Genomic DNA, 23218 nt, shown 5'->3' on the forward strand with positions numbered 1-23218 from the left:
TCCACCCCGAAGGGCTTCATCGTTCGACTTGCATGTGTTAAGCACGCCGCCAGCGTTCGTCCTGAGCCAGGATCAAACTCTCCGTGAATGTTTACCGGTAATCCGGTTTACATCACGAGAGCGGAACAACCGGTCGGAATAGGACCGGTCGTTCACAGCGTCCTCGCTGATGCGCCTGCCGGAACAATGCCCGGCAGGACTTTTTCAAAGGAACCTCGTCCCGACCGATCGGCCGGAGACGGGGTATCAACAAATCTGGCGTTGATTTTTGGCACGCTGTTGAGTTCTCAAGGAACGGACGCTTCCTTTGTACTCACCCTCTCGGGCTTTCCTCCGGGCGCTTCCCTTCGGTCTTGCGTTTCCGACTCTATCAGACCGTTTCCGTATCCGATTTCCTCGGCGCTTTCCAGGTTCCCGCTTCCGCGTTTCCCTTTCCGGCGAGTCCGACTCTATCAGAACCTTTCGGGCCTGACTCCCAGTCAGCGGGGCTTGTCTTCGTGGCTGTTGGGCCGTTCCGACGTCTCAAACTTTAGCGGATCTTCCCGGCAGTTCCTAATCGGGCTGCCGTGCCCGAATCGAATTGAATTCGGGCACGCCGAATTCGCCCCGGTCGGGAGATCGTGCTGGTGGTTTGAATGCCGCATCAGCGGCGGAGGTGTCGTCGCAGAACCGTTCCGGCCCCGTGGCAACTCGAAGAACCTTACGGATCCGCCAGGGCAGTGTCAACCTCCCCTGTCAAGATCTTTTAATCGAGGTCGCTGAGCCGGCCACCAGCGTCCGGCTGGGCGTCCTCCACCCGGCGCAGCAGGCGGGTCAGGACCTCGCCGAGGACACCCCTGTCCTCGGCGGAGAGGTCCTGGAGCAGGTCCTCCTCGAAGACCGTGGCGAGGCGCATCGCCTCCAGCCACTTCTCGCGGCCCTCGGCGGTCAGCTCGACGATGACCCGCACACGGTTCGACTCGTCGCGCTCCCGGGTGACCAGCCCCTCCGCGAGCATGCGGTCGATGCGGTGGGTCATGGCGGCCGGGGTGAGGCCGAGGCGCTTGGCGAGCTCGCTCGGGCCGAGGCGGTACGGGGCGCCGGCGAGGACCAGTGCCTTGAGGACCTCCCATTCGGCGTTGCTGATGCCGAGTGCGGCTGTCTGGCGGCCGTAGGCGACGTTCATCCGCCGGTTGAGGCGGGACAGCGCCGAGACGATCTTCTCGACCTGGGGGTCGAGGTCCTGGAACTCGCGCTGGTAGGCGGCGATCTGTTCTTCGAGTGCCGGCTCACTGACGCCGGGAGTGTCGCCCATGGCCCGAGTATCGCATGACGCCGCTTGGTGTCGAAGTCCTTCGAGGTGTAGAGTTCAAGCTCTAACTTTAGCTTCGAAGTCTTCAAGCTTGCATCCATGCGCAGGGAACGTGTCACGGACACGGGCCCGGCACGGACGGGCCGGCACGGCTTCACGACCAAGGCAGGTGAAAGTGACCAGGGCGATGGGCGCAGCGATGCGCCGGATCCACGTGGGCAACGCACTCAGCGCGTTCGGGCTCGGCTTTACCGTCCCCTTCCTCTACGTCTATGTGGCGCAGGTGCGGGGACTCGGCTCCATGACGGCGAGCATCGTGCTCGCCGTCTTCGCCGTGGCCGCTCTCGTCGTGCTGCCGCTCGCCGGGCGGGCGATCGTCCGGCGCGGCCCGCTGCCGGTTCTGCTCGCCGCCCTGGTGACCGCCGCCCTCGGTGCGCTGAGCCTCGGTCTGGCGAACAGCGCGACGACCGTGGTGCTGTCGGCGGCGGCGCTCGGTGCCGGTCAGGCCGTGATGCAGCCGTCGCTCGCGACGATGATCGTGGACTGCTCCTCGGCCGACACCCGGTCGCGCGCCTTCGCGACCCAGTTCTTCCTGCAGAACCTGGGCCTCGGTGTCGGCGGTCTCATCGGCGGTCACATCGTCGACCCCGACCGGGCGAGCTCCTTCACGCTGCTGTTCGCGATCGAGGCGGCGATGTTCCTCGTGCTCGTCGTGATCATGGCGACCGTGCGGATGCCGCACGCGCCGCGGATCAAGGGGGACACTCCGCAGTCCAGGGGCGGCGGCTGGAAGCAGCTCCTCGGCAACCGGGCCATGGTGCAGCTGTCCGTGCTGGGCTTCGTGCTGTTCTTCGCCTGCTACGGGCAGTTCGAGTCGGGGCTGTCCGCGTACGGCGTCGAGGCGGCCGGGATCTCCACGTCCGCGCTCGGTACGGCGATGGCGGCGAACACGGCGATGATCGTGGTCGCGCAGTTCGCGGTGCTGAAGTTCGTCGAGCGCCGCAAGCGGTCCCGGGTGATCGCCGCGGTCGGACTCATCTGGGCCGTCGCCTGGCTGACGGCCGGGTACGCGGGCCTCGGGCACGGCAGCCAGACCATGGCAACGGCGGCCTTCGTCTCGACGTACGCGCTCTTCGGGCTGGGTGAGGCGATGCTGTCGCCGACGGTGGCTCCGCTGGTCGCCGATCTGGCGCCGACGGGCATGGCGGGTCAGTACAACTCCGCCTTCGCCCTGGTGAAGCAGCTCGCGCTGGCGATCGGTCCTGCGGTGGGCGGTCCGATGGGGGCCTCGCTGCACGGCCCGTACATCGCGACGTTCCTGTTCTTCTCGCTCGGCATCACCGTCCTGGCCGTGCGGCTCGGGCGGCAGCTCACCCCCGTACAGAATCAGCCGTCGCTCGCGCGGAGCCGGGTGGTCGCGCAGGGCGGGGCTGCGGCGGAGCCGGTGTCGGCGAGCGCCTGACGGTCGGGCGGACAGGCACGGAACACGGACGGACGGACGACGGCCGCCATCACGTCGCGACGTGGGGGCGGCCGTTTCGTGTGGGCGGTCGCGGGGTGTCAGCGGATGCCGGTCAGCACGTTGGCGGTGAAGGGGAGGGTCGCGCTGCCGTCGGGGGCGGTGCGGTCGGCGAGGCGGCTGTGGACGGCCCGGCCCGCGCGAAGGAGGGCGTCCTCGCCCGCGGTGCCGACGATCGCCTGTCCCCAGGATGTGGACGAGAGCTGACCGGGGGCGTACGCGGCGAGGGGCGGGAAGGCGATGCCGAAGCCGACCTGGCGGACGGCGACGTCGTGGAAGCCGGCGCCGCGCAGGGCGGCGGAGAGACGTTCGGGGGTGCCGGAGAAGGCGCCCTCGTAGTCCGTGGCGATCTCCGGGCCGCCGTATTCCGCGACGGCCTCGTACTGGGCGACGAAGTACGGGATCAGTTCCCGGTCGACCCACGCGGTGGCGGCGAAGCGGCCGCCGGGGCGGGTCACGCGGGCCGTCTCGGCGAAGGCCGTGTCCAGGTCGGAGAAGAACTGGACGCCCTGCTGGCAGACGACCGCGTCGAAGGTCGCGTCGTCGTAGGGGAGCTTGTCCGCCGGGGCCACGGTGAAGTCGATGTCCGGATACATGCGGGGCGCGCGCTCCATGGCCACCTTGATCATGCCCGCGTTGACGTCCGCCCCCGAGACCCGGCCCGCCGGGCCGACCCGGGCCGCCGCCGCGCGGGCCGCGAACCCGGTGCCGCAGGCCAGGTCGAGCACCTTGGCGCCGGGGAACAGATCGACTGCGTCCAGGATCGCGTCCACGAAGGGCGTCATGAACGGCGCGGCGTACCGCTCGTAGCGCTCGGGGGCACTTCCTTTGAGCTGAAAGCCCGATTCGTCTGCCATGGGGAGCTCTTAGCACCGGGCGGCGCGCTCGGCCAGGGGACGCGCGGAGTGCGGCCAGGAGACACCCGGGGTCCGGGGTCCGGGGCCCGGCCGCATGAGGCCCGGAGGCGGGGCGTCGCCCGGAGTCAGCTCCCCGCGCGCGGGAGCGCGAACTCGCACCACACCGCCTTGCCGCCGCCCGGTGTGCGGCGGGAGCCCCAGTTCGAGGCGATCGTGGCCACGATCGCGATGCCGCGGCCGGCTTCGTCGCCGGGTTCGGCGCGGCGGCGGCGCGGGAGGTGGTCGTCGCCGTCGGTGACCTCGATGATCAGGCGGCGGTCGGTGCGGCGCAGGCGCAGCCGCATCGGCGGGATGCCGTGCTGGAGGGAGTTGGCGACGAGTTCGCTGGCGGCCAGGACACCGAGGTCGTGCAGATCGCCGGGGAAGCGCCAGCTGGCCAGTACGCCGGAGGCGAAGGCACGCGCGCGTGGGGCCGCCTCCATGCCGCCGAGCAGTTCCAGGGCCGCGTTGCGGAAGAGCTCGCCCTCGGGGCCCGTACGGGAAGGGTGCTGGATGACCAGGACGGCGACGTCGTCGTCGTGGTCGGCGGTGACGCCGGCCGCGCGGACCAGTCGGTCGCAGATCACCTGGGGGCTGCCCGTGGCGCCTGCCAGGGCGCGCTCCAGGGAGGCGATGCCCTCGTCGAGGTCCTCGTCGCGGCGCTCGACCAGACCGTCCGTGTACAGGACGGCGGTGGAGCCGGGGCCCAGGGGCACCGAGCCGGAGGCGTGCAGCCAGCCGCCGGTGCCGAGCGGCGGCCCGGTCGGCTCGTCGGCGCGGTGGATGATGCCGTTCTCGTCGCGGACCAGGATGGGCAGGTGGCCGGCGGAGGCGTACACCAGCCGGCCCTCGTTCGGGTCGTGGATGGCGTACACGCAGGTGGCGATCTGGTTGGCGTCGATCTCGGTGGCGAGGCCGTCGAGCAGTTGCAGGACCTCGTGCGGCGGCAGGTCGAGACGGGCGTACGCGCGAACGGCCGTGCGCAGCTGGCCCATGACGGCCGCCGCGCGGACCCCGCGGCCCATCACGTCGCCGATGACGAGCGCGGTGCGTCCGCCGCCGAGGGTGATGACGTCGTACCAGTCGCCGCCGACCGCCGCCTCCGTGCCGCCGGGCAGGTAGGTGGCGGCGATGCGCAGGTCGTCGGGCTCCTCCAACTCCTGCGGGAGCAGGGAGCGCTGGAGCGTGACGGCGGTCTCGCGCTGGCGGCGCTCGCTGGCGCGCAGCCGTTCGGCGGCCTCGGCGTGGTCGGTGACGTCGGTGGCGAAGACGAGCACGCCGCGGCCGTCGCCCTCCGGGGAGGTGTCGACGGGGGTGCAGGTGAACGTGTAGGAGCGGCCGGTCGACACCTTGCGGGACTTGACGGTGCGGGGCTTGGCGCTGCGCAGGACCTGGTCGAGGAGCGGCAGTAGGCCGAGTTCGTCCAGTTCGGGCAGCGCCTCGCGCGCCGGCTCGCCGAAGGGGCGGACGCCGAAGGCCGCCGTGTAGGCGTCGTTGACGTACGAGACGCGGTGCTCGGGGCCGTGCACGAGCGCGACGAGCGCGGGGACGCGGTCGAGGACCGCGCGCACCGGGAGTTCGTCGACGGCGAGCCCGGGCGGGGCGTCGTCGGTCAGCTGCTCGACGCGGGCCGCCGGCACGGAGCCTTCCCCGCGCCGGTCCGGGGCGGCCGCGTGCGCGGCCGTGTGCTCGGTCCGCGCTGCGGCGCGACGCTGCGTTCCGGGGAGCCGGGCGCTCCAGCGCGTGAAGTTCACAGTGGGAAAAGCCTCGTGTTAGAAGGGCGAGCGGTTCACCCGCCCAAAGTCGTGGACCTGTCTGGCAGTCTGACCGACCGGGCCGACATCCTTCAGACGCCGTCCCTGCCGGTGGAGTTCCTCGGTCCGGTCAGGACGACCCCTTCGGGTCGGTCGGAGGCTTTCCCCCGGCCGCAAGTTCGAACTCCGCACGGGGATGTTCGAGCGAGCCGAGGGACACGATCTCCCGCTTGAAGAGTCCCGCCAGGGTCCATTCGGCGAGCACACGGGCCTTGCGGTTGAAGGTCGGCACCCTGCTGAGGTGGTAGACGCGGTGCATGAACCAGGCAGGATAGCCCCTCAGCTTGCGCCCGTAGACGTGTGCGACTCCCTTGTGGAGTCCGAGGGACGCGACCGAGCCGACGTACTTGTGGGAGTACGTCTCCAGGGGCTCGCCGCGCAGGGTGTGCGCGAGGTTGTCGCCGAGGACCTTCGCCTGGCGCACGGCGTGCTGGGCGTTGGGCGCGGTCTCCTTGCCGGGCTCCGCGGTCACGTCGGGGACGGCCGCGGCGTCCCCCGCGGCCCACGCGTGCGCGGCGCCGTCGACGGCGAGCTGGGGAGTGCACTTGAGCCGCCCGCGCTCGTTCAGGGGGAGGTCGGTCGCGGCGAGGATCGGGTGCGGTTTCACGCCGGCCGTCCACACGACGGTGCGCGTCGGGAAGCGCGCGCCGTCGCTGAGGACGGCGACCCGGTCCGCGCAGGAGTTGAGGCGGGTCTCCAGGCGTACCTCGATGTTGCGACGACGCAACTGGGTGACCGTGTACCGGCCCATCTCCTCGCCGACCTCGGGCAGGATGCGGTCCGAGGCCTCGACGAGGATCCATTTCATGTCCTCGGGCTTGAGGTTGTGGTAGTACCGCGCGGTGTAGCGGGCCATGTCCTCCAGCTCGCCGAGCGCCTCGACGCCGGCGTATCCGCCTCCTACGAAGACGAAGGTCAGGGCCGCGTCACGGATCGCGGGGTCGCGGGTGGAGGAGGCGATGTCCATCTGCTCGATGACGTGGTTGCGTAGGCCGATGGCCTCTTCGACCGTCTTGAAGCCGATGGCGTACTCGGCGAGCCCGGGGATCGGCAGGGTGCGCGAGATGGCTCCGGGGGCGAGCACGAGTTCGTCGTACGTGATCTGTTCCGCGCCCGCGCCCTCCTCCTCGGTGGCGAGCGTGGTGAGCGTCGCGGTGCGTTTGGCGTGGTCGATCGACCGGACCTCGCCGATGACGATCCGGCACCGGCCTAGGACCCGGCGCAGCGGAACGACCACGTGACGCGGCGAGATCGAGCCTGCGGCGGCCTCGGGAAGGAACGGCTGATACGTCATATAAGGGTCGGGCGAGGCGACCGTGATCTCGACCTCGCCCCGCTTCAGTTCGGGCTTCAGCTTCCGCTGGAGGCGCAGAGCGGTGTACATCCCGACGTAGCCACCGCCGACAATGAGAATGCGCGCACGTTCCTTCACCATCCCATGACGCACCCCGCTCCGGAGTTTGTCCACAGCCCCGACAATTTGTGTGACCGGTCGCCGACAACGTGCAGAGTTGGCCGATTTGCCGGAGTCCAGGGAAAAGTCGCAGGTCAGGGTGGGCGAGGGGGGTACTCGGAGGGGGCGCAACCGGGACGTACCCGGCCCGTACTCCGATCGGGGGGCGCTCTGTGCGGAACCTGCCCCTTCTGAATTGACCCCCTCTCAACTATGTTCGTGTGTCGACGGGGTGTAGGGGGATGCGCTCGGCGAGTCCGTACGACGGGCTCGTGAACAAGCTTGTTCCACGCGCTCCGGTCTGTCGATGGCGGGGAGAGTCTCCGGGGGGAGACGTCATTACCGGGGGAACACTTATGCACATTCAGGACTCTCATTGGTCTTCCGCGTCAGCCATCGCACCGGGTGGTGCGATCGGCGCGGCGACGAGCGGCAACGGCCGCGGTCCGACGGACGGATCGCGCACAACGCCGCTGCGTGTGGACGCACAGCGCAATCTGGAACATGTACTGCGCGCGGCGCGCGAGGTCTTCGGCGAGCTGGGGTACGGCGCGCCGATGGAGGACGTCGCCCGACGCGCGAGGGTCGGTGTCGGCACGGTGTACCGGCGCTTCCCGAGCAAGGACGTCCTGGTGCGCCGGATAGCCGAGGAGGAGACCTCCCGGCTGACCGACCAGGCCCGCGCCGCGCTCGGCCAGGAGGACGAGCCGTGGTCGGCGCTCTCGCGCTTCCTGCGGACGTCGGTGGCCTCGGGCGCCGGACGGCTGCTGCCGCCGCAGGTGCTGCGGGTCGGCGTCGCGGAGGACGAGCCCGAGGCGGACGAGGCACGGGTGCCGCAGCAGCGGTCCCAGCTCGCGCCCGAGTTGCGGCTCGTCGAGCAGCGGCCCGCTCTTGAGGACGAGCCGGTGATCGCCGCGGTGGACGACGCCGGCGCTGCGGCACTGCTCGAAGTGGTGGGCCGACTCGTCGACCGGGCGCGCGCGGCGGGCGAGTTGCGCGCCGATGTCACCGTGGCGGACGTACTGCTGGTCATCGCGACGGCGGCACCTTCGCTGCCGGACGCGGCGCAGCAGGCGGCGGCCTCGGCCCGGCTCCTCGACATCCTGTTGGAGGGCCTGCGCTCGCGTCCGGCGTGAATCGGACCGAAGGCCGGCCCTTTCGGTCCGGATGAGTTCCGGCCGCGAAAGAGTTCCGGGGCGCGAAGAAGCTCCAGGGAACGAAGGAGTTCCAGGGACCGAAGGCGCTGCGAGTGCGCGGGTGTTATGAGTACGCGGGTGTTTCCGAGTAGGTGGCTCCCGGGCGCGAGAGGGACGTCACTCGTGCCCGGGAGCCTCGCTCGTTCATGCCGCCGTGCGCCGACGCGGGTCACCGCGTCACTCCGGCGTGGAAGGGCAACTTCCGTGCATGCGGCGACTGTTGACCGTTGACCATTCCCCGAACAAGTGACAGTTAGTACTGCTGAGCGATAAATCCCCCCGGACGAGTGGTTGGTCCGTACGAGGAGGCTTCGCCGGGGGAGCCTGTGACACTCTGTCCCGGTATTCGGGTCCGAGTGTGCAGGCGGGGGCTTTCCGCGATGAGCGTTGACGGGCGGGACGAGTCACCCGGTGACGGTGGCGCCGACGGCGGCACGGAAACCGGCGGCTCACCGTCGCGGCAGGTACCGAGCCAGGGCGGCCCGCACGCTGGAAACCCCCACAGTGGGAACCCGCAGAGTGGAAATCCGCAGAGCGAAACCCCGGACAGCGGCAGCCCGAGAGCCGCTCCGCCCGGAGCCCCGTCCGGCGAGGCGCCCGCTTCCGGCACCGGCCTCTCCGCGGACACAGGTTCCATCCCGGGCACCGGCCCCGCACCCGACACCGGCACCGCCGACCCAGGCGTGCCTTCGCAGCGCGACCGGTGGGACCGGCGCGGGGGCAGCGTTCTGCCGCCCCCGCCGGACCTGGTGCCCCCGGTGGACGTGCCGCCCCCCGACGCCGGTCTGATCGAGCGGATGCGCGCGGGCGACGACACGGCGTACGAGGAGCTTTACCGCCGGCATGCCGAGGCCGTCCGCCGCTATGCCCGTACCTGCTGCCGCGACTCGCACACCGCCGACGACCTCACGGCCGAGGTGTTCGCCCGCATGCTCCAGGCCGTACGCGGCGGCGGCGGCCCCGAGCACGCCGTGCGCGCGTATCTCCTCACCACCGTCCGCCGGGTCGCCGCGAACTGGACGAAGACGGCCAGACGCGAGCAACTGGTCGACGACTTCGCGGTGTTCGCGGCACAGGCCGTCCGTGGATCCGAGGTCTCCGACGGCGACACCCTCGACCTCGGCGCGGACGTACGCGCCATGCACGAGGCCGAGCAGTCCATGGCCATGCGGGCCTTCCGCTCGCTGCCGGAACGCTGGCAGGCCGTGCTGTGGCACACCGAGGTCGAGGACGAGTCCCCGAGCGAGGTCGCCACGCTCTTCGGCCTCGACGCCAACGGCACCCGTGTGCTCGCCAGCCGCGCCCGCGAAGGCCTCAAGCAGGCCTACCTCCAGGCGCACGTCAGCACCACGCTCACCATGGACGAGGAGTGCGCGCGCTACGCCGACCGGCTCGGCGCCTACGCCCGGGGCGGCCTGCGCACCCGTGCCGAACGGGGGCTGCGCAAGCATCTGGAGGAGTGCGCCAGGTGCCGCCTGGCCGCGGGCCAGATCAAGGAAGTGGCCGGCGGGATCCCCGCGGTCGTGCCGGTCGCGGTCATCGGCTGGTTCGGTGCCGCCGGATACGCGAAGGCCGTCGCGCTCATCGCCGGTGGCGCCGGAGCGGGAGCCGCGGGCGCGGCAGCCGCGGCGGGCGGCGGCTCGGGTGGGGCGGGCGCCGGAGGCGGCGCCGCGGTCTCCGAGGGGATCGGCGCGCCGGTCAAAGCCGGTATCGCGGCGGGTGTCGTCGCGGTGGCCGCGGCGGCGGTGGTGCTCGCCCTGGTCGGCAACGAGAGCCCGGCCCGGCGGCCCGAGGCAGGACCGGCCGCCTCACCCGCCGTCGAAGCGCCGGTGCCGCCGCCACCTCCCCGCAGCACTTCCCCCGCGCCGAATCCACCGGCGGTGGTTCGCGGGCCGGCGCCGACCCCACCCCCCGGGCCGGGTCCGAAGCCCACCCCGAAGCCGACACCCAGGACGACCCCGAGCCCGCCCCCCACACCGGCTCCGGCTCCGACTCCCGCTCCGCAGCCGAAACCCACCCCGACGAAGGCCGGCCCGAAGCCCACGCCGGCCCCGCCGCCTCCCCCGCCCGCCCCGGTCGTCTATCGGTGGAGCGAGCTGGAGTACGACGTCATCGGCGACCACACCAAGCCGGAGATGACGCTGGGTGAGAGCAGCTGGGTCTGGCAGCGCGACGGAATGAAGATCGCGGACACCCGGTACGCGCACGGAGTGACCGTCCACGGCCGGTCCTCCGTCACCATCGAGCTCAACCGCAGTTGCAACTCGTACGACGCGATGGTCGGTGTCGACGACCTGATGCTGGGCCTGGGCAAGGTGCGGTTCTCCGTCTACGCGGACGGGTCCCCCCTGTGGCAGTCACCGTTGATCGAGGGCGGCGACCGGGCGGTTCCCGTCCATGTGAACCTCACCGGCCATCGGACGATCCGGCTCGTCGTCGAACCCCACAGCCCGTTCGACTCGGCGTCGCTGGGGGATTGGGCGGAGTCGAAGTTCCTGTGCCGATGACACCTACTCGGCGGGGAACTCCTTGAGCGCCTCGGTCAAGTCGCTCAGGGCCTCCTCCTGCGTATGGCGGGAACCCCGGGCGCGCTCGGACTCGTAGCGGTCCGGGCCGAGCGCCGCGATGGCCGCGGCTTCGGTGCGCCGGGCATCGGCGCTCTCACGGGCGGGACGCAGATCCCCGCCGCGCCAGCGGGTGCCGGCGGCGAGCAGCCGGGTCGCCACCGCGTGGGCGCCCACCTCGGTGAGGAGACAGGCCGCGACCTCGACGATGCCCGACGCCACCACGTCGGCACACCGCCCGTCCATAGCGTCCCGCAGCGCGGCGTTCAGCTTCCGCAGCCCCCGCACAGGGCCGGACTCGGCGGCCGTGACAATGGCGTCGACCCAGTCCAGCGCCGCCATGAACTGCGGCGGCGGGGTGCCCCGGCGACTCTCCTCACGCGCTCTCTCGCACAGTTCGCGCGCGAGGGCGACCTCCCCGTCGTCCAGGACCACTTGGGCGCGCAGCAGATGGACGAACGCCCGGGAATCCATCACCCCGTACAGGTCGGCCGCGGCGCTCGCCTCGTCCAGGGTGGCCAGGGCCACGGACCGCTCGCCCGCGCGATAGGCGATCTCGGCCAGCCGCGCCATCAGGAACGGCACCTCGGCGTACGCCCCCACCTCGTAGGCGAGCCGCAGCGACTCCTCGTACTCGCCCTCAGCCTCGCCGAACCGGCTGCGCGCCATCGCCGCCTCACCGGCCGCGCTGCACACCTGGGCCCGCATCCAGCGGTCCCCCACCCGTCGGCTGAGCCCGCGCAGTTCCGCCAGATCCTCGTCCACCCCGGGCATACCGCCCGGGGCGTCGACGGCCACGTGCGCACGGAACATCAGGGCGACACCGATCTCCCATTCGCCGCCGTACTCACGGCAGTTGGCGACCGCCTTGTCCATCGCGGGCCGTGCGTCGTCCGGATTGCCCAGGAAGTGCGAGGCCATCGGCCAGATGATCCCCGGCATGCGCGCCGCGTCCGGACCGCCCTTCTCGAAGGCGGCCCGCACCCGCTCCACGTACTCCCGCAACCGCACATCCCCCCACTCGTCCAGCGGGACGACGTCCACCTTCATGAACAGGTGGAGCATGCGCAGCCGCATCCGCATGGCGCGCAACGGGTGCCGCTCGTCGCGCTCGGGATGATCGAGAAGTGCGCCGACCGGATCGACGCCCTCGAGCTCGGAAAAAAGACTCTCACCGGCGGCGGACGCGACACCGACGGCAGTCTCCGTGCCGAGGACGGTCGACGCGCCACCGCTCGCGGCATGAAGCCCGCTGTCACCACGGCCACCGCTGCGACTGCCGTTTCGGTCACCGCTGCCGATCCCGCTGCCGCTGTCCGAGTCGCCGCCGGTCGCCGCCGCGCGGCCGTCGGCAGTCGTCGCGCAGTCGCTGGTCGGCGCGTCGAGCAGCGCGCCCAGTCTCAGGACGAGTTCCGTCCATTCGGCGCCCTCGCGATGGAAGTTGCGCAGCCACCAGAACCAGCCCATGTCGAGGACCAGGGCACCCGCCTCCTCCTCGTCTTGAGCGGCGAGCGTGCGGTGGAGGGCCGCCCGGATGTTGTCGAGCTCGGTCTCCAGGCGCCGGATCCAGGGTAGTTGGCCGGCCGAGCGCAGCTGGGGCTCGGCCTCCTCCGTCAGGGCGCGCACCCACGCGCGGTGGCGCCGCTCGGCAGCGGCGCGCAGTTCGGGAACCTCGGCGGCGCGCTCAGTGGCGTACTCGTGGATGGTTTCCAGCATGCGATAGCGCATCCCGCCACCGGCAGCGCCCTCAAGGGCTCTCGCCCTCCCGGCAACCCCGGTGCCACCGCCACCTTCCCCACGGCCCTCGCTCCGACCGCCGCCCTCTTCGCCGCGCCTGCCACGGCCGCCGTGTTCGGCGTGCTCGGCGTGTTCGGCGTACCCGTCGCCGTATCCGCCGCCGCCGGTTCCAGCCGTACCGTCCATGCCCACCGTGCCCGCCATGGCGTCCGTGCCGTCCGGGGTGGCGACGAGGAGGGACTTGTCGACGAGGGCGCCGATGAGGTCGGCCGCGGGACCGGTGCACACGGCCTCCGCGGCCGCCAGGTCCCAGCCGCCCGCGAACACCGACGCCTCGCACAACACGGTCCGCTCCCGCTCCTCGAGCAGATCCCAGGACCAGTCGACGACGGCACGCAGGGTCTGCTGGCGGGGCAGCACCGTACGGCTTCCGGAGGTGAGCAGCCGGAAACGGTCGTCGAGCCGGTCGGCGATCTGCCGCGGGGTGAGCAGCCGCAGCCGGGCGGCGGCCAGCTCGATGGCCAGCGGCAGGCCGTCGAGCCGTCGGCAGATCTCGTCCACGGCGGCGGAGTCGTGGAGCGCGGTCCCGGCGTCGGGGCGCACGACCGAGGCCCGCTCCATGAAGAGGCGGCGCGCGGAATCGGGCAGGAGCGGCTCGACCGGACGCACCAACTCGCCGGGTACGCCGAGGGGTTCACGACTGGTGGCGAGGATCGTGAGCCCCGGGCAGCGGGTCAGCAGCATCTCGGCGAGTTCGGCCGCCGCGTCGATGACATGCTCGCAGTTGTCAAGGATCAGGAACTGGCTGCGCGGGGCGCAGTACTCGACGAGCAGGGCGACCGGATCGTCCTGCGGAACCGCCATCTCGTTGGTGATCAGCGCGGTTTCACGCAGACCGAGGGCGCTGACCACCGCGCCCGGGACCGCCTCGGGCCGGTCGAGCGGGGCCAGCTCGACCAGCCACGCCTGCGAAAGCCCGGCGGCGGCTTCCTCGGCGAGGCGGGTCTTTCCCGAACCACCTGGTCCGGTCAGCGTGACCAGGCGGGCCCTCTGCACATCCGAACGGATGGCCCCGAGCTCGCGTTCCCGCCCGACGAACGAGTTCAAACGGGGACGAATGTTCCCGGTTCGCTGAGCGCGGGAGGGATCCCCGGAACCGAGACCGGTGGTCGGCCCGGACTGCGCGGCCGCGCCAATGCCGGATCGGGGCCCCTGCGGTCCGCGAACATCCGACGGGTCGAGCAACGCGGCGTGCAGAGCACGGAGTTCGGACCCGGGATCCGCGCCGAGACCGTCCATCAGCCCACGGCGCACGTCCTCGTACGCGGCCAGCGCGTCGGCACCGCGTCCCGTCTCGCGCAGGGCGCGGATGAGCAGAACGTGCAGCGCCTCGTCGTACGGGTGGGCCGTCGTCAGTTCCTTCAACTCCGGTACGACGTCGGAGGCGCGGCCGAGTCGCAGGTCCGCCTCGACGCGGCTGCGCGTGGCCTCCAGGCGCAGGGCCTCCGGGCGGGTCGCGGCGGTGCGGTCGGGGAGGTCCACGAGGGCGGGGCCGCGCCACAGGGCGAGGGCTTCGCGCAGTCGGGCGGCGGCGGTACGGGCGTCGTCGTGGTCGAGCGCGGTCCTGCCCTCCGTGACGAGCCGTTCGAACACGAACAGGTCCACGTCGTCCTTGGCGGCCCGGAGCCGGTAGCCGCCGGCCTCCGAGGTGACCGCGTCCTTCCCGATGGCCCGGCGGAGGCGGCCGACCAGTGCCTGCAGCGCGGCCGGTGCGTCCTGGGGAGGATCGTCCGCCCACACCTCGTCGATCAGGGTGTCCGGGGTGATCGTGCGGGCGGGGTGGCAGGCCAGGGCCGTGAGCAGCGCGCGTACCCGGGGGCCGCCCACAGTGATCAGGGCCCCCCGGTCGTCCTCCGCCTGGGCAACCCCCAGAATCCTGTACCGCACGCCCCTATTCTCACCGCCTCGCCCCGGCGAGGACACCGCGTTGCCCGGGCGCGCCCACCACGACTGCCCTCACTCTCCCGAGTCCCCCTGCCCCCGGCACAGCCACAACCTTCTTTCGCCCCCTCCGCCCCTACCCGTCCCGTACCTGGGGCTCCGCCCCAGACCCCGCTCCTCAAACGCCGGAGGGGCTGAAGGTCGAGACTGCGCACCCACGGCGGCAGACTCGCCGGAGGGGCTGAATCTCTCCACAACGGAACCACGACGGTCGGCCCGCCGCAGAGGCCGAATCTCCCCACAACGCACCCACGACGGCCGGCCCGCCGAAGAGGCCGAATCTCGACGCGGCGCACCCGCGGCAGACGCTTCCCCGAAGAGGCCGAATCCCCCCAGCACACCCGGAACCGGAGTCGGAGCCGGACGCCCGCAGGGCTCAGCCCCGCTGGGCCCCCGCTCCCAGCGCCCTCCCCTGCGGGACGATCCCCGCAGGAACGGCCCGCTGCCGCGCCGGTGTCCCCGTCCAGCACGTTCCGCGCCGAGCCAGCAACCGCCGCAGCCACAGTTCGAGCGAGACGAGATCGGCCAGCCCGTCGAGGGGCAGCGGTGCCCCCTCCGCGGCCGCGCGCAGGGCCTTGCGGACGACTCGCGCCTCGACCAGTCCCGCCTGCGCGAGCAACGGCGTGTCGAACAGGGAGATCAGGGAATCGGCCGCCACCCGCAGCCCCGTACGGGCCGCCGCCGCGGAGGACGCGTGGGACGGCGCCCCCCACCCGGGGGGCAGATCGGCCACCCCGGCCCCCTCCAGCACCGTACGCAGAATCGCCCCGCGCGCCCCCGGCTGCACCCGCAGCGCCTCCGGCAGCGCACGGCACGCCCGGACGACCTGGTTGTCCAGGAACGGCGTGTGCAGCCGCTGGAAGCGGATTTCGGCGGCCTGCTCCAGGACACGTACGTCCGCCGCGTGGCGGGCCAGCGCGGCGCGCGCGCGGAAGTCCCCCGGCCGTTGCCCGGGACCGACGTTCGGCCGCCCTCCGGCCGCCTGGAGGCGAACCGATACTTCAGCCAGCGCCTCTCCGGTCAGCCAGCGCGCCGCAGGCCCGGGTCCGGCCCAGCTGAGCGCGGCCAGCGAGGCGCCCACCGCACCTCCGGGGTCCTCGAAGCGCCGTTGCAGCAACTGCTCGGCGAAGACGTCGACTCCGGTGCGGTACGGCGTACGGGCGAGCTTGCGCGCCGCGCCGTACACGCGCGCGGGGACCATCACCGACCCGTCGGCCTTCGTCAACGCGGCGACGGGCCGCACCAGATGGCGCCGCTTGCGGTCCATGAGCAGGTCGGCGAGGCGGGCCGGATGGGCGTCCAGCACCTGCCGCGCGCCGTAGCCCGTGAAGTGGTCCGCGCTGCCGGAGGCGAGCCGCGCGCGGTGGCGTGCCGCCGTCACCAGGGACGGCCCCGGCTCGTCGGTCAGCGGTCCCTCCAAGTCGGCGTAGGGAAGGGTCTCTTCGCCTCCGGTGACGACCACGTGGTGCAGCCGGGGATTCGCGGCCAGCGTCCCGGCCCGCTCCAGTTCCGCCTCGCGTCCCCGCACGGCGAGGTCGTTGAAGGTCACCGCCAGGAGCCGTTCCCCGGCGCCGGTGCCGTGTCCGAGGACCGTGCCGGGCGCTCCGGGAAGGCCGGCGGCGAGCAGTGCGAGGGTCCCCGAAGCCGGTCCTCCGGAGACGTCGGCTCCGATGCCCGGCACCGGTGTCCCGCGCGCGGCGCGCCGCTCGGCGGGTCCCATACCGGGCACGGGCCCGGGGTCCACATCGGCTCCCGGCACATGGCGGGGAGCGGACAGGCGGGCGCGGACGGCCTCCACGAGGGCGTCCCGTACGGCGTCCACGGCGATCGTGGGATCGGCGGTGGGCGCGGCGACGGCGAGGGAGGCGACGGGCTCGTACCCGGCGATCTCGCGCGCCCCGGCCCGCAGGATGAGCGTGTGTCCCGGCGGAATGCGGCGCACGCCTTCGTACGGGGTGGAGTCGTGCACCGCGGCCGGTACGTCGGGGGCGGCGAGCATCGCGGCCAGGTGCCCGAAGTCGAGGTTGGCCTCGATGAGGTCGGCGAGCGGGAGCGCGGCGGTGGCGTAGGCCGTGCCGCCCGCCCAGGGGGTGTAGAACACGGGCCGAGCGCCGGCGAGATCACCGCAGACGGTCACCCGGCGGCCGACCTGGACGACCGCGGTGTAGCTGCCGGACCAGTTGGTGAGGTGGCGAAGTGCTCCGCCGCGCGCGGCGAACAGCCCGACCCGCAGTTCTTCGTCGGAGGCGCCGCAGATGCCGAGGACGGCGATGCGGTTCTGCGCGTCGGCCTTCACCACGCGGACCTCGTCGGGGCGCCAGTCGCCGACGGCCCACAGCGGATCGGGATCGCCCCACAGGAGTTGGGAACCCACCGGGTGCACGGTCTCGCCGTCGTTCCCGGTGGCGCCCGCCGAGCCCATCGCGGACGCTCTGGCGACGGTGCTGCTCCACCCCACCAACCATCGCATCGCCGCCTCCACAGGCTGTGGACAACCAGTGCACCGTACGAACTCGGCACCATGCTGCCACGAAGGAGGCGTGTGGGAGGGTTCCTGCGGCGGCTTGCGCTCCCCGAAGTGCGCCCCCGTGCGGACGTCCGCGCCGCCGCGAGACGGCCGCGCAACCGGCAAATGCCTTTCAGGCAAGGCCTGTTGGGGCACCCGGGCACCGCCGCACGCACCCACGGGGAATCACCCCCGAACGGCCCAGGAACCGCCGCCGATCCGCCGCCGAACACCCCCCGAGCCGCAGCCGATCGGCCGCCGCGCACTCCCCGAACCCTCCCCCGCACGGCAGTTGGCCCGGCGCCCGACGGAACAGCGCGACCGCGACACCGCCGACACCCGCCCCGGCGCGGCGTGCGAAGCGATCGGATGCGACGCGAGGCAATGAGACATCCACTCGACCGCCGAGAAGGCGCCCGGCACCCCGCGACACCCACCGTCGGCGCGACCGGCGGCCGGTCCGGCACCCGGGCCGACAACGCGGCCGCCGCGGCCGCCGACACCCGGCCGGAGTGCCTACACCCCCCGCGACCACCTCTCCCGCACCACCCGACCCCCGACGGGTCGACGCGAATGCGCCCCCGATACGCTCCCTCAGGACGCCCTTAGCGCCCTCAACTGACGTGGTGGGAGCCCTGATCACCCTCAGGGGTGACCATCGATTTTCGGCCAAATCGGTGATGGACGGACAAGCGCGGACACGCTCCGTACAGGCCTTGCGCACCGCTTCGGCAACGCACAGTCCGGGAGGCGGAGTTCGCCCCCCGGACCGGTCCGCCGCCCGCGGGGATGTAGGCGGCGGTGTCCCCCAGCCCACTGGATCCAGTACAGCGGGCCGACCCACGCACGTTCCATGGAAGCCCTCCCCCCTGTGGCCGGAGAAGAGCGCACGGACGGGCGCACGGCCACACAACCGGAGCACGCCGCGACAGTCCGTACAGTCGTACGGACCACAATCCCGCCAACCGGACGTACGCCCCTTAACGCTGGGGATCGGGCGAACTACGCTGGGTTTACGAATGCCGCGCGGTTATGCCACCGCGGCAGCCGTCTGTGTCGAGGGGTGGCGCATGTCCAGGGAGCAACGCGGGCCGAACGAAAAACTCGGCGCCGTTCTCGCCCTCGCGGGAATCAGCAACGCAGGACTCGCGCGTCGCGTCAACGACCTTGGCGCTCAACGCGGGTTGACTCTTCGCTACGACAAGACGTCGGTGGCGCGCTGGGTGTCGAAGGGCATGGTGCCTCAGGGCGCCGCGCCGCACCTCATCGCGGCCGCCATCGGCCAGAAGCTCGGCCGTCCGGTGCCGCTCCACGAGATCGGGCTGGCGGACGCGGACCCCGCGCCGGAAGTGGGCCTCGCCTTCCCCCGTGACGTCGGGCAGGCGGTGCGGTCGGCGACGGAGCTGTACCGCCTCGACCTCGCCGGGCGCCGCGCCGGTGGCGGCATCTGGCAGTCGCTGGCCGGCTCCTTCGCCGTGAGCGCCTACGCGACTCCCGCCTCACGCTGGCTGATAACCCCGGCCGACAGTTCGGTGGCGCGCGAGGTGAGCCCCGGTGAGGGCTCCGGAGCACCACTGAAGGTCGGCCACAGCGATGTGCTGAAACTCCGCGAGGCGGCGGAGGACGCCAGGCGCTGGGACTCCAAGTACGGGGGCGGTGACTGGCGTTCGTCCATGGTGCCCGAGTGCCTGCGGGTCGAGGCGGCCCCTCTGCTGCTCGGCTCCTACTCCGACGAGGTCGGCAGAGCGCTGTTCGGCGCGTCGGCGGAGCTCACCCGTCTGGCGGGCTGGATGGCCTTCGACACGGGCCAGCAGGAGGCCGCGCAGCGCTACTACATCCAGGCTCTGCGGCTCGCCCGTGCCGCCGCCGACGTGCCCCTCGGGGGCTACGTCCTGGCCTCCATGTCCCTCCAGGCGACCTATCGGGGCTTCGGCGACGAGGGCGTCGACCTCGCCCAGGCCGCCCTGGAGCGCAACCGCGGTCTCGCCACGGCCCGCACCATGAGCTTCTTCCGACTCGTCGAGGCACGTGCCCACGCGCGCGCGGGTGACGCCCAGGCGGCCGGCGCGGCGCTGAAGGCCGCCGAGGGCTGGCTGGAGCGGGCCCGCGACGGCGATCACGACCCGTCCTGGCTCGGCTTCTACTCGTACGACCGCTTCGCGGCCGACGCCGCCGAGTGCTACCGCGACCTGAAGGCGCCGCGCCAGGTGCGCCGCTTCACCGAACAGGCGCTGTCGAAGCCGACGGAGGAATTCGTGCGGTCGCACGGGCTGCGGCTGGTGGTGTCGGCGGTCGCCGAGCTGGAATCGGGCAATCTGGACGCGGCGTGCGAGCAGGGAGTACGAGCGGTGGAGGTCGCGGGGCGCATCTCCTCCGCGCGCACCACCGAGTACGTGAAGGACCTGCTGCACCGCCTGGAGCCGTACGGCGACGAACCGCGCGTGGTGGAGCTGCGGGAGCGGGCGCGTCCGCTGCTGATGGCCCCGGCGTAGAACCGACGGCTCCGGCGTAGACAGGGCACCACGGCTCCGCGGCGCAAAAAACCGCGGGGTGCGGTTCTCGGGTTTGAGGGCATTGTCAGTGGCGCAGTGCACTATCGAAGCCGGGAGGTGGTGCAGATGCGGAGCGCGTACGACTGCGATGTGCTGGTGATCGGCGGCGGGATCGTCGGCCTGTCGACGGCGTATGCCATCACGCGCGCGGCGCCGGGCACCCGGGTGACGGTGCTGGAGAAGGAGCGGGGGCCCGCCCGGCACCAGACCGGGCGCAACAGCGGGGTGATCCACAGCGGGATCTACTACCGCCCCGGCTCCCTGAAGGCGCGGTACGCGGTGCGGGGCGCCGCCGAGATGGTCAAGTTCTGCGCGGAGTACGACATCGCACACGCCGTCACCGGCAAGCTGATCGTCGCGACGGAGAAGTCGGAGCTCCCCCGGCTGCACAGCCTGGTGCAGCGCGGCAGGGAGAACGGCATTCCGGTCAAGGAGCTGGGCCCCGCCCAGCTCGCCGAGCACGAGCCCGAGGTCCGCGGCCTCGCCGCCATCCACGTCGGCACCACAGGCGTCTGCGACTTCGTGGCGGTGGCGCGCAGGCTCGCGGAGGCCTCCGGGGCGGAGATCCGGTACGGGGCGGACGTGGTGCGCGCCGATCGCCGCCCCCGCCTCGGTGTCGCCGTGCGCACGGCCGACGGGACGATCGTCCGCGGACGGGTGCTCGTCAACTGCGCCGGACTGCACTGCGACGAGACGGCCCGGCTCATGGGGGACGACCCCGGCATGCGGATCGTCCCCTTCCGCGGCGAGTACTACACCCTGGCGCGGCCGGAGCTGGTGCGGGGCCTCGTGTACCCGGTTCCGGACCCCGCGTTCCCGTTCCTCGGCGTCCATCTCACCCGGGGCATCGACGGCGGCGTCCACATCGGCCCCAACGCGGTGCCCGCGCTCGCCCGGGAGGGGTACGGGTGGGGGGTCGTCCGGCCCCGGGAGCTGGGCGCCACCCTGTCCTGGCCGGGTTCCTGGCGGATGGCGCGACGGCACTGGCGCTACGGAGCCGGGGAGCTGCGCCGGTCGGTGTCCAAGGCCGCGTTCACGGAGGCGGTGCGGCGGCTGCTGCCCGCGGTGACCCCGGAGGACCTGCTTCCCGCCGCCGCCGGGGTCCGCGCCCAGGCGGTCCTGCGCGACGGCACCCTCGTCGACGACTTCCTGATCAAGGAGGGCCCGCGGACGGTGCACGTACTGAACGCGCCGTCCCCCGCGGCCACGGCCTCCCTGCCGATCGGCCGGGAGGTCGCCCGCCGTGCCCTGGCAGCCCTGGCAGCGGCCTGAGCGACCACCCGCCACCACGCCGGACCACCCCTTGCCCCCGGCGCCACGACGGACCGCCCGACGGAACGACGGGGCAGCACCCCGCACCACGCCGGACCACCCCCACCGTGGGCGCCCGTAAAATCGACCCCACTGTGTCTGACTTCCTCGACTCCACCGAAGAGACCCGGCCCGCCTCCACCGAGGACGGCTCGCCGCGTCACCACCGCGCCAAGGGCGAGCCCCGCTTCCCCGACGGTCCACAGGCCGATCCCGCCGGCTCGCACTTCGAGCGGCGCATCCGGAGTTTCCAGCCGCGGCGGAGCCGGGTGACGACCGGACAGGCGGACGCGTTGCAGCGGCTGTGGCCCAAATGGGGCCTGGACATCGACGGACAGCGGACGCTCGACCTGGCGGAACTGTTCGGGACGGACGGCCCCGTCGTGCTGGAGATCGGCTTCGGCATGGGAGAGGCCACCGCGCAGATGGCGGCCGAGGACCAGGAGACCGGAATCCTCGCCGTGGACGTGCACACCCCGGGTCAGGGCAACCTGCTCAACCTCGCCGAGCGGAGCGGCCTGACCAACGTCCGGGTCGCGAACGGCGACGCGATCATCCTGCTCCGCGAGATGCTCCCGCCCGCGTCCCTGAACGGCCTGCGCGTCTACTTCCCCGACCCCTGGCCCAAGAAGCGGCACCACAAGCGGCGGCTGATCCAGCCGGAGTTCCTGGATCTCGCGGCGACCCGTCTCAAGCCGGGCGCGCTCGTGCACTGCGCGACGGACTGGGAGCCGTACGCCGAACAGATGCTCGAAGTGCTGAGCGCGCACCCCGACTTCGAGAACACGCGGCCGGACGGCGGTTTCGCGCCCCGTCCGGAGTTCCGGCCCCTCACCCGTTTCGAGGGCCAGGGACTGGACAAGGGTCATGTGGTGAACGACCTCCTGTTCCGGCGCGTACAGCATCGAGACCAGCACACCCAGGGCGACTGACCCGCACACCCCCCTCCGGCGACTCACGGGAATTCCCGTGGACTCCGGTTACCCTCGCGGGCCACGCCCTCCCTCGTTAGGGTCAATGCCGTGGCCATCCATCCTCCGTACCCGACACAGCCCGGCGGCCCCGCCGGACCTGCGCCGATACATCCGCACTGGTGGCAGCGCAGATGGGTCCGGTACGGAGCGCTGATCACCCTGCTCTCGATGTCGGGTCTGGTGATCCTCGCCCTCGTCCGCGAACAGACCGGAACCGAGGGCTTCCTGGTCGGCCTCGGACTGGCCGTGTTCCCCGTGCCGCTGCTCATAGCCGCCTTCCGGTGGCTGGACCGGGTCGAACCGGGCCCCTGGCGCAACCTGCTCTTCTCCTTCGCCTGGGGCGCCTGCGCGGCCGCGCTCATCGCGATCGTCGCCAACAGTTTCGCGACCCGGTGGATAGCGATGGCGACCGCGGATCCGTCCAGCGCCGACACGCTCGGCGCCACCGTCATAGCGCCCGTGGTCGAGGAGTCGGCGAAGGCCGCGGCCGTCCTGCTGGTCTTCCTCTTCCGCAGACGGGACTTCACCGGGATCGTCGACGGTGTCGTCATCGCCGGGATCACCGCCACCGGCTTCGCGTTCACCGAGAACATCCTCTACCTCGGCACCGCCTTCGGCTCCGACCAGCTCAGCGGGGAGAGCGGGCTCACCTCCGTCACCGCCGCGACCTTCTTCGTCCGCGTGGTGATGTCGCCCTTCGCGCATCCGCTGTTCACCGTGCTGACCGGCATCGGGTTCGGCGTCGCGGCGCTGTCCGCCGAGCGCCAGCATGTACGCCGTGTGCTGCTCCCCCTCGCCGGACTGCTGCTCGCGATGGGCATGCACGCGATCTGGAACAGCTCGTCGGACTTCGGCGAGTTCGGGTTCTTCGGGGTGTACGCCGCGTTCATGGTGCCCGCGTTCGGGCTGCTGACCTGGCTGGTCGTCTGGACCCGGCAGCGCGAGCTGCACACCGTGCGCACGGAGCTGCCCGCGTACACCGTCGCCGGGTGGCTGGGCGCGACCGAGCCGTGGGCCCTCGGCTCGATGCGGGCACGGCGGCTCGCCCGCGAGTACGCCGGTCACCACTTCGGGAAGACCGCGGCACGCTCGGTGGCGGAGTACGAGGCGTACGCGACCTCGCTCGCGTTCCTGCGCCACCGGGGCCGCCGGGGCCGAGCCGGCGCCGATTTCGTCGTACGGGAGCGCGAGTTGCTCGACGAGCTGTGGCGCCGCCGGGAGATCGCCCGCCCGGCCCTCGCCTACGCGGCCCGCGCGACGACACCGCTGCCCGCGCCACCGCCCTGGCCGGCCCATGGATACGGGTACGCCGCCCCGCCCGCGCAGCCCTACGGACCACCGGCACAGGCGTCGGCGCCGGCTCCGTATCCCGCGTACAACCCGTACCGCACATAGGCGCGGAAC

General features: G+C 72.2%; 13 protein-coding genes and 1 rRNA gene. 7 read left to right on the plus strand and 7 right to left on the minus strand.

The window, feature by feature from the left end:
• Together ACZ4N5_RS00005 and ACZ4N5_RS00010 are read right to left on the minus strand one after the other, a co-directional pair.
• Positions 1 to 88: ribosomal RNA gene (locus ACZ4N5_RS00005) — 16S ribosomal RNA — on the minus strand; the annotation flags it as partial.
• A gap of 657 nt (positions 89 to 745) precedes the next feature.
• Positions 746 to 1294, minus strand: a complete 549-nt coding sequence (locus ACZ4N5_RS00010; RefSeq protein ID WP_467754886.1) for a MarR family winged helix-turn-helix transcriptional regulator — start codon at positions 1292 to 1294, stop codon at positions 746 to 748.
• Positions 1295 to 1478: 184 nt separating this feature from the next.
• Between ACZ4N5_RS00010 and ACZ4N5_RS00015 the strand changes: the two genes are divergently transcribed.
• Positions 1479 to 2753 carry an MFS transporter gene (locus ACZ4N5_RS00015; protein WP_467754887.1) on the plus strand — a complete coding sequence of 425 codons (1275 nt, stop codon included), beginning with the start codon at positions 1479 to 1481 and terminating at the stop codon, positions 2751 to 2753.
• A gap of 98 nt (positions 2754 to 2851) precedes the next feature.
• Here ACZ4N5_RS00015 and ACZ4N5_RS00020 read toward each other — a convergent pair whose 3' ends face one another.
• The 3 genes from ACZ4N5_RS00020 to ACZ4N5_RS00030 form a co-directional block, all read right to left on the minus strand.
• Positions 2852 to 3667, minus strand: a complete 816-nt coding sequence (locus ACZ4N5_RS00020) for a class I SAM-dependent methyltransferase (RefSeq protein WP_467754888.1) — start codon at positions 3665 to 3667, stop codon at positions 2852 to 2854.
• Between the two features lie 125 nt (positions 3668 to 3792).
• Positions 3793 to 5460: an ATP-binding SpoIIE family protein phosphatase gene (locus tag ACZ4N5_RS00025; RefSeq protein WP_467754889.1), complete on the minus strand. Its 1668-nt coding sequence runs from the start codon at positions 5458 to 5460 to the stop codon at positions 3793 to 3795.
• Between the two features lie 130 nt (positions 5461 to 5590).
• Complete coding sequence (locus ACZ4N5_RS00030) at positions 5591 to 6955, minus strand: NAD(P)/FAD-dependent oxidoreductase (protein ID WP_467754890.1); 1365 nt, start codon at positions 6953 to 6955, stop codon at positions 5591 to 5593.
• 374 nt (positions 6956 to 7329) lie between these two features.
• Between ACZ4N5_RS00030 and ACZ4N5_RS00035 the strand changes: the two genes are divergently transcribed.
• Together ACZ4N5_RS00035 and ACZ4N5_RS00040 are read left to right on the plus strand one after the other, a co-directional pair.
• Positions 7330 to 8109 (plus strand): TetR/AcrR family transcriptional regulator, encoded by a 780-nt coding sequence (locus ACZ4N5_RS00035; RefSeq protein ID WP_467754891.1) that lies wholly within the window; start codon positions 7330 to 7332, stop codon positions 8107 to 8109.
• 440 nt (positions 8110 to 8549) lie between these two features.
• Positions 8550 to 10676, plus strand: a complete 2127-nt coding sequence (locus ACZ4N5_RS00040; protein ID WP_467754892.1) for a sigma-70 family RNA polymerase sigma factor — start codon at positions 8550 to 8552, stop codon at positions 10674 to 10676.
• Between the two features lie 3 nt (positions 10677 to 10679).
• On the opposite strand, the gene ACZ4N5_RS00045 is transcribed toward ACZ4N5_RS00040, so the two are convergent.
• Together ACZ4N5_RS00045 and ACZ4N5_RS00050 are read right to left on the minus strand one after the other, a co-directional pair.
• Positions 10680 to 14417 (minus strand): AfsR/SARP family transcriptional regulator, encoded by a 3738-nt coding sequence (locus tag ACZ4N5_RS00045; RefSeq protein ID WP_467754893.1) that lies wholly within the window; start codon positions 14415 to 14417, stop codon positions 10680 to 10682.
• A 430-nt stretch (positions 14418 to 14847) separates the two neighbouring features.
• Positions 14848 to 16941 carry an asparagine synthase-related protein gene (locus tag ACZ4N5_RS00050; protein WP_467754894.1) on the minus strand — a complete coding sequence of 698 codons (2094 nt, stop codon included), beginning with the start codon at positions 16939 to 16941 and terminating at the stop codon, positions 14848 to 14850.
• 1106 nt (positions 16942 to 18047) lie between these two features.
• Here ACZ4N5_RS00050 and ACZ4N5_RS00055 point away from each other — a divergent pair.
• From ACZ4N5_RS00055 to ACZ4N5_RS00070, 4 genes are all read left to right on the plus strand, one after another.
• Complete coding sequence (locus ACZ4N5_RS00055; RefSeq protein ID WP_467754895.1) at positions 18048 to 19469, plus strand: MFS transporter; 1422 nt, start codon at positions 18048 to 18050, stop codon at positions 19467 to 19469.
• Positions 19470 to 19595: 126 nt separating this feature from the next.
• Positions 19596 to 20801 (plus strand): L-2-hydroxyglutarate oxidase, encoded by a 1206-nt coding sequence (gene lhgO / locus ACZ4N5_RS00060; protein ID WP_467754896.1) that lies wholly within the window; start codon positions 19596 to 19598, stop codon positions 20799 to 20801.
• 134 nt (positions 20802 to 20935) lie between these two features.
• Positions 20936 to 21772, plus strand: coding sequence for a tRNA (guanosine(46)-N7)-methyltransferase TrmB (gene trmB / locus ACZ4N5_RS00065; protein ID WP_467754897.1), 837 nt, complete (start codon positions 20936 to 20938; stop codon positions 21770 to 21772).
• A gap of 90 nt (positions 21773 to 21862) precedes the next feature.
• Positions 21863 to 23209, plus strand: coding sequence for a PrsW family intramembrane metalloprotease (locus ACZ4N5_RS00070; protein WP_467754898.1), 1347 nt, complete (start codon positions 21863 to 21865; stop codon positions 23207 to 23209).
• Positions 23210 to 23218 lie beyond the last annotated feature (9 nt).

This window comes from Streptomyces sp. NPDC026500, from assembly GCF_055567635.1.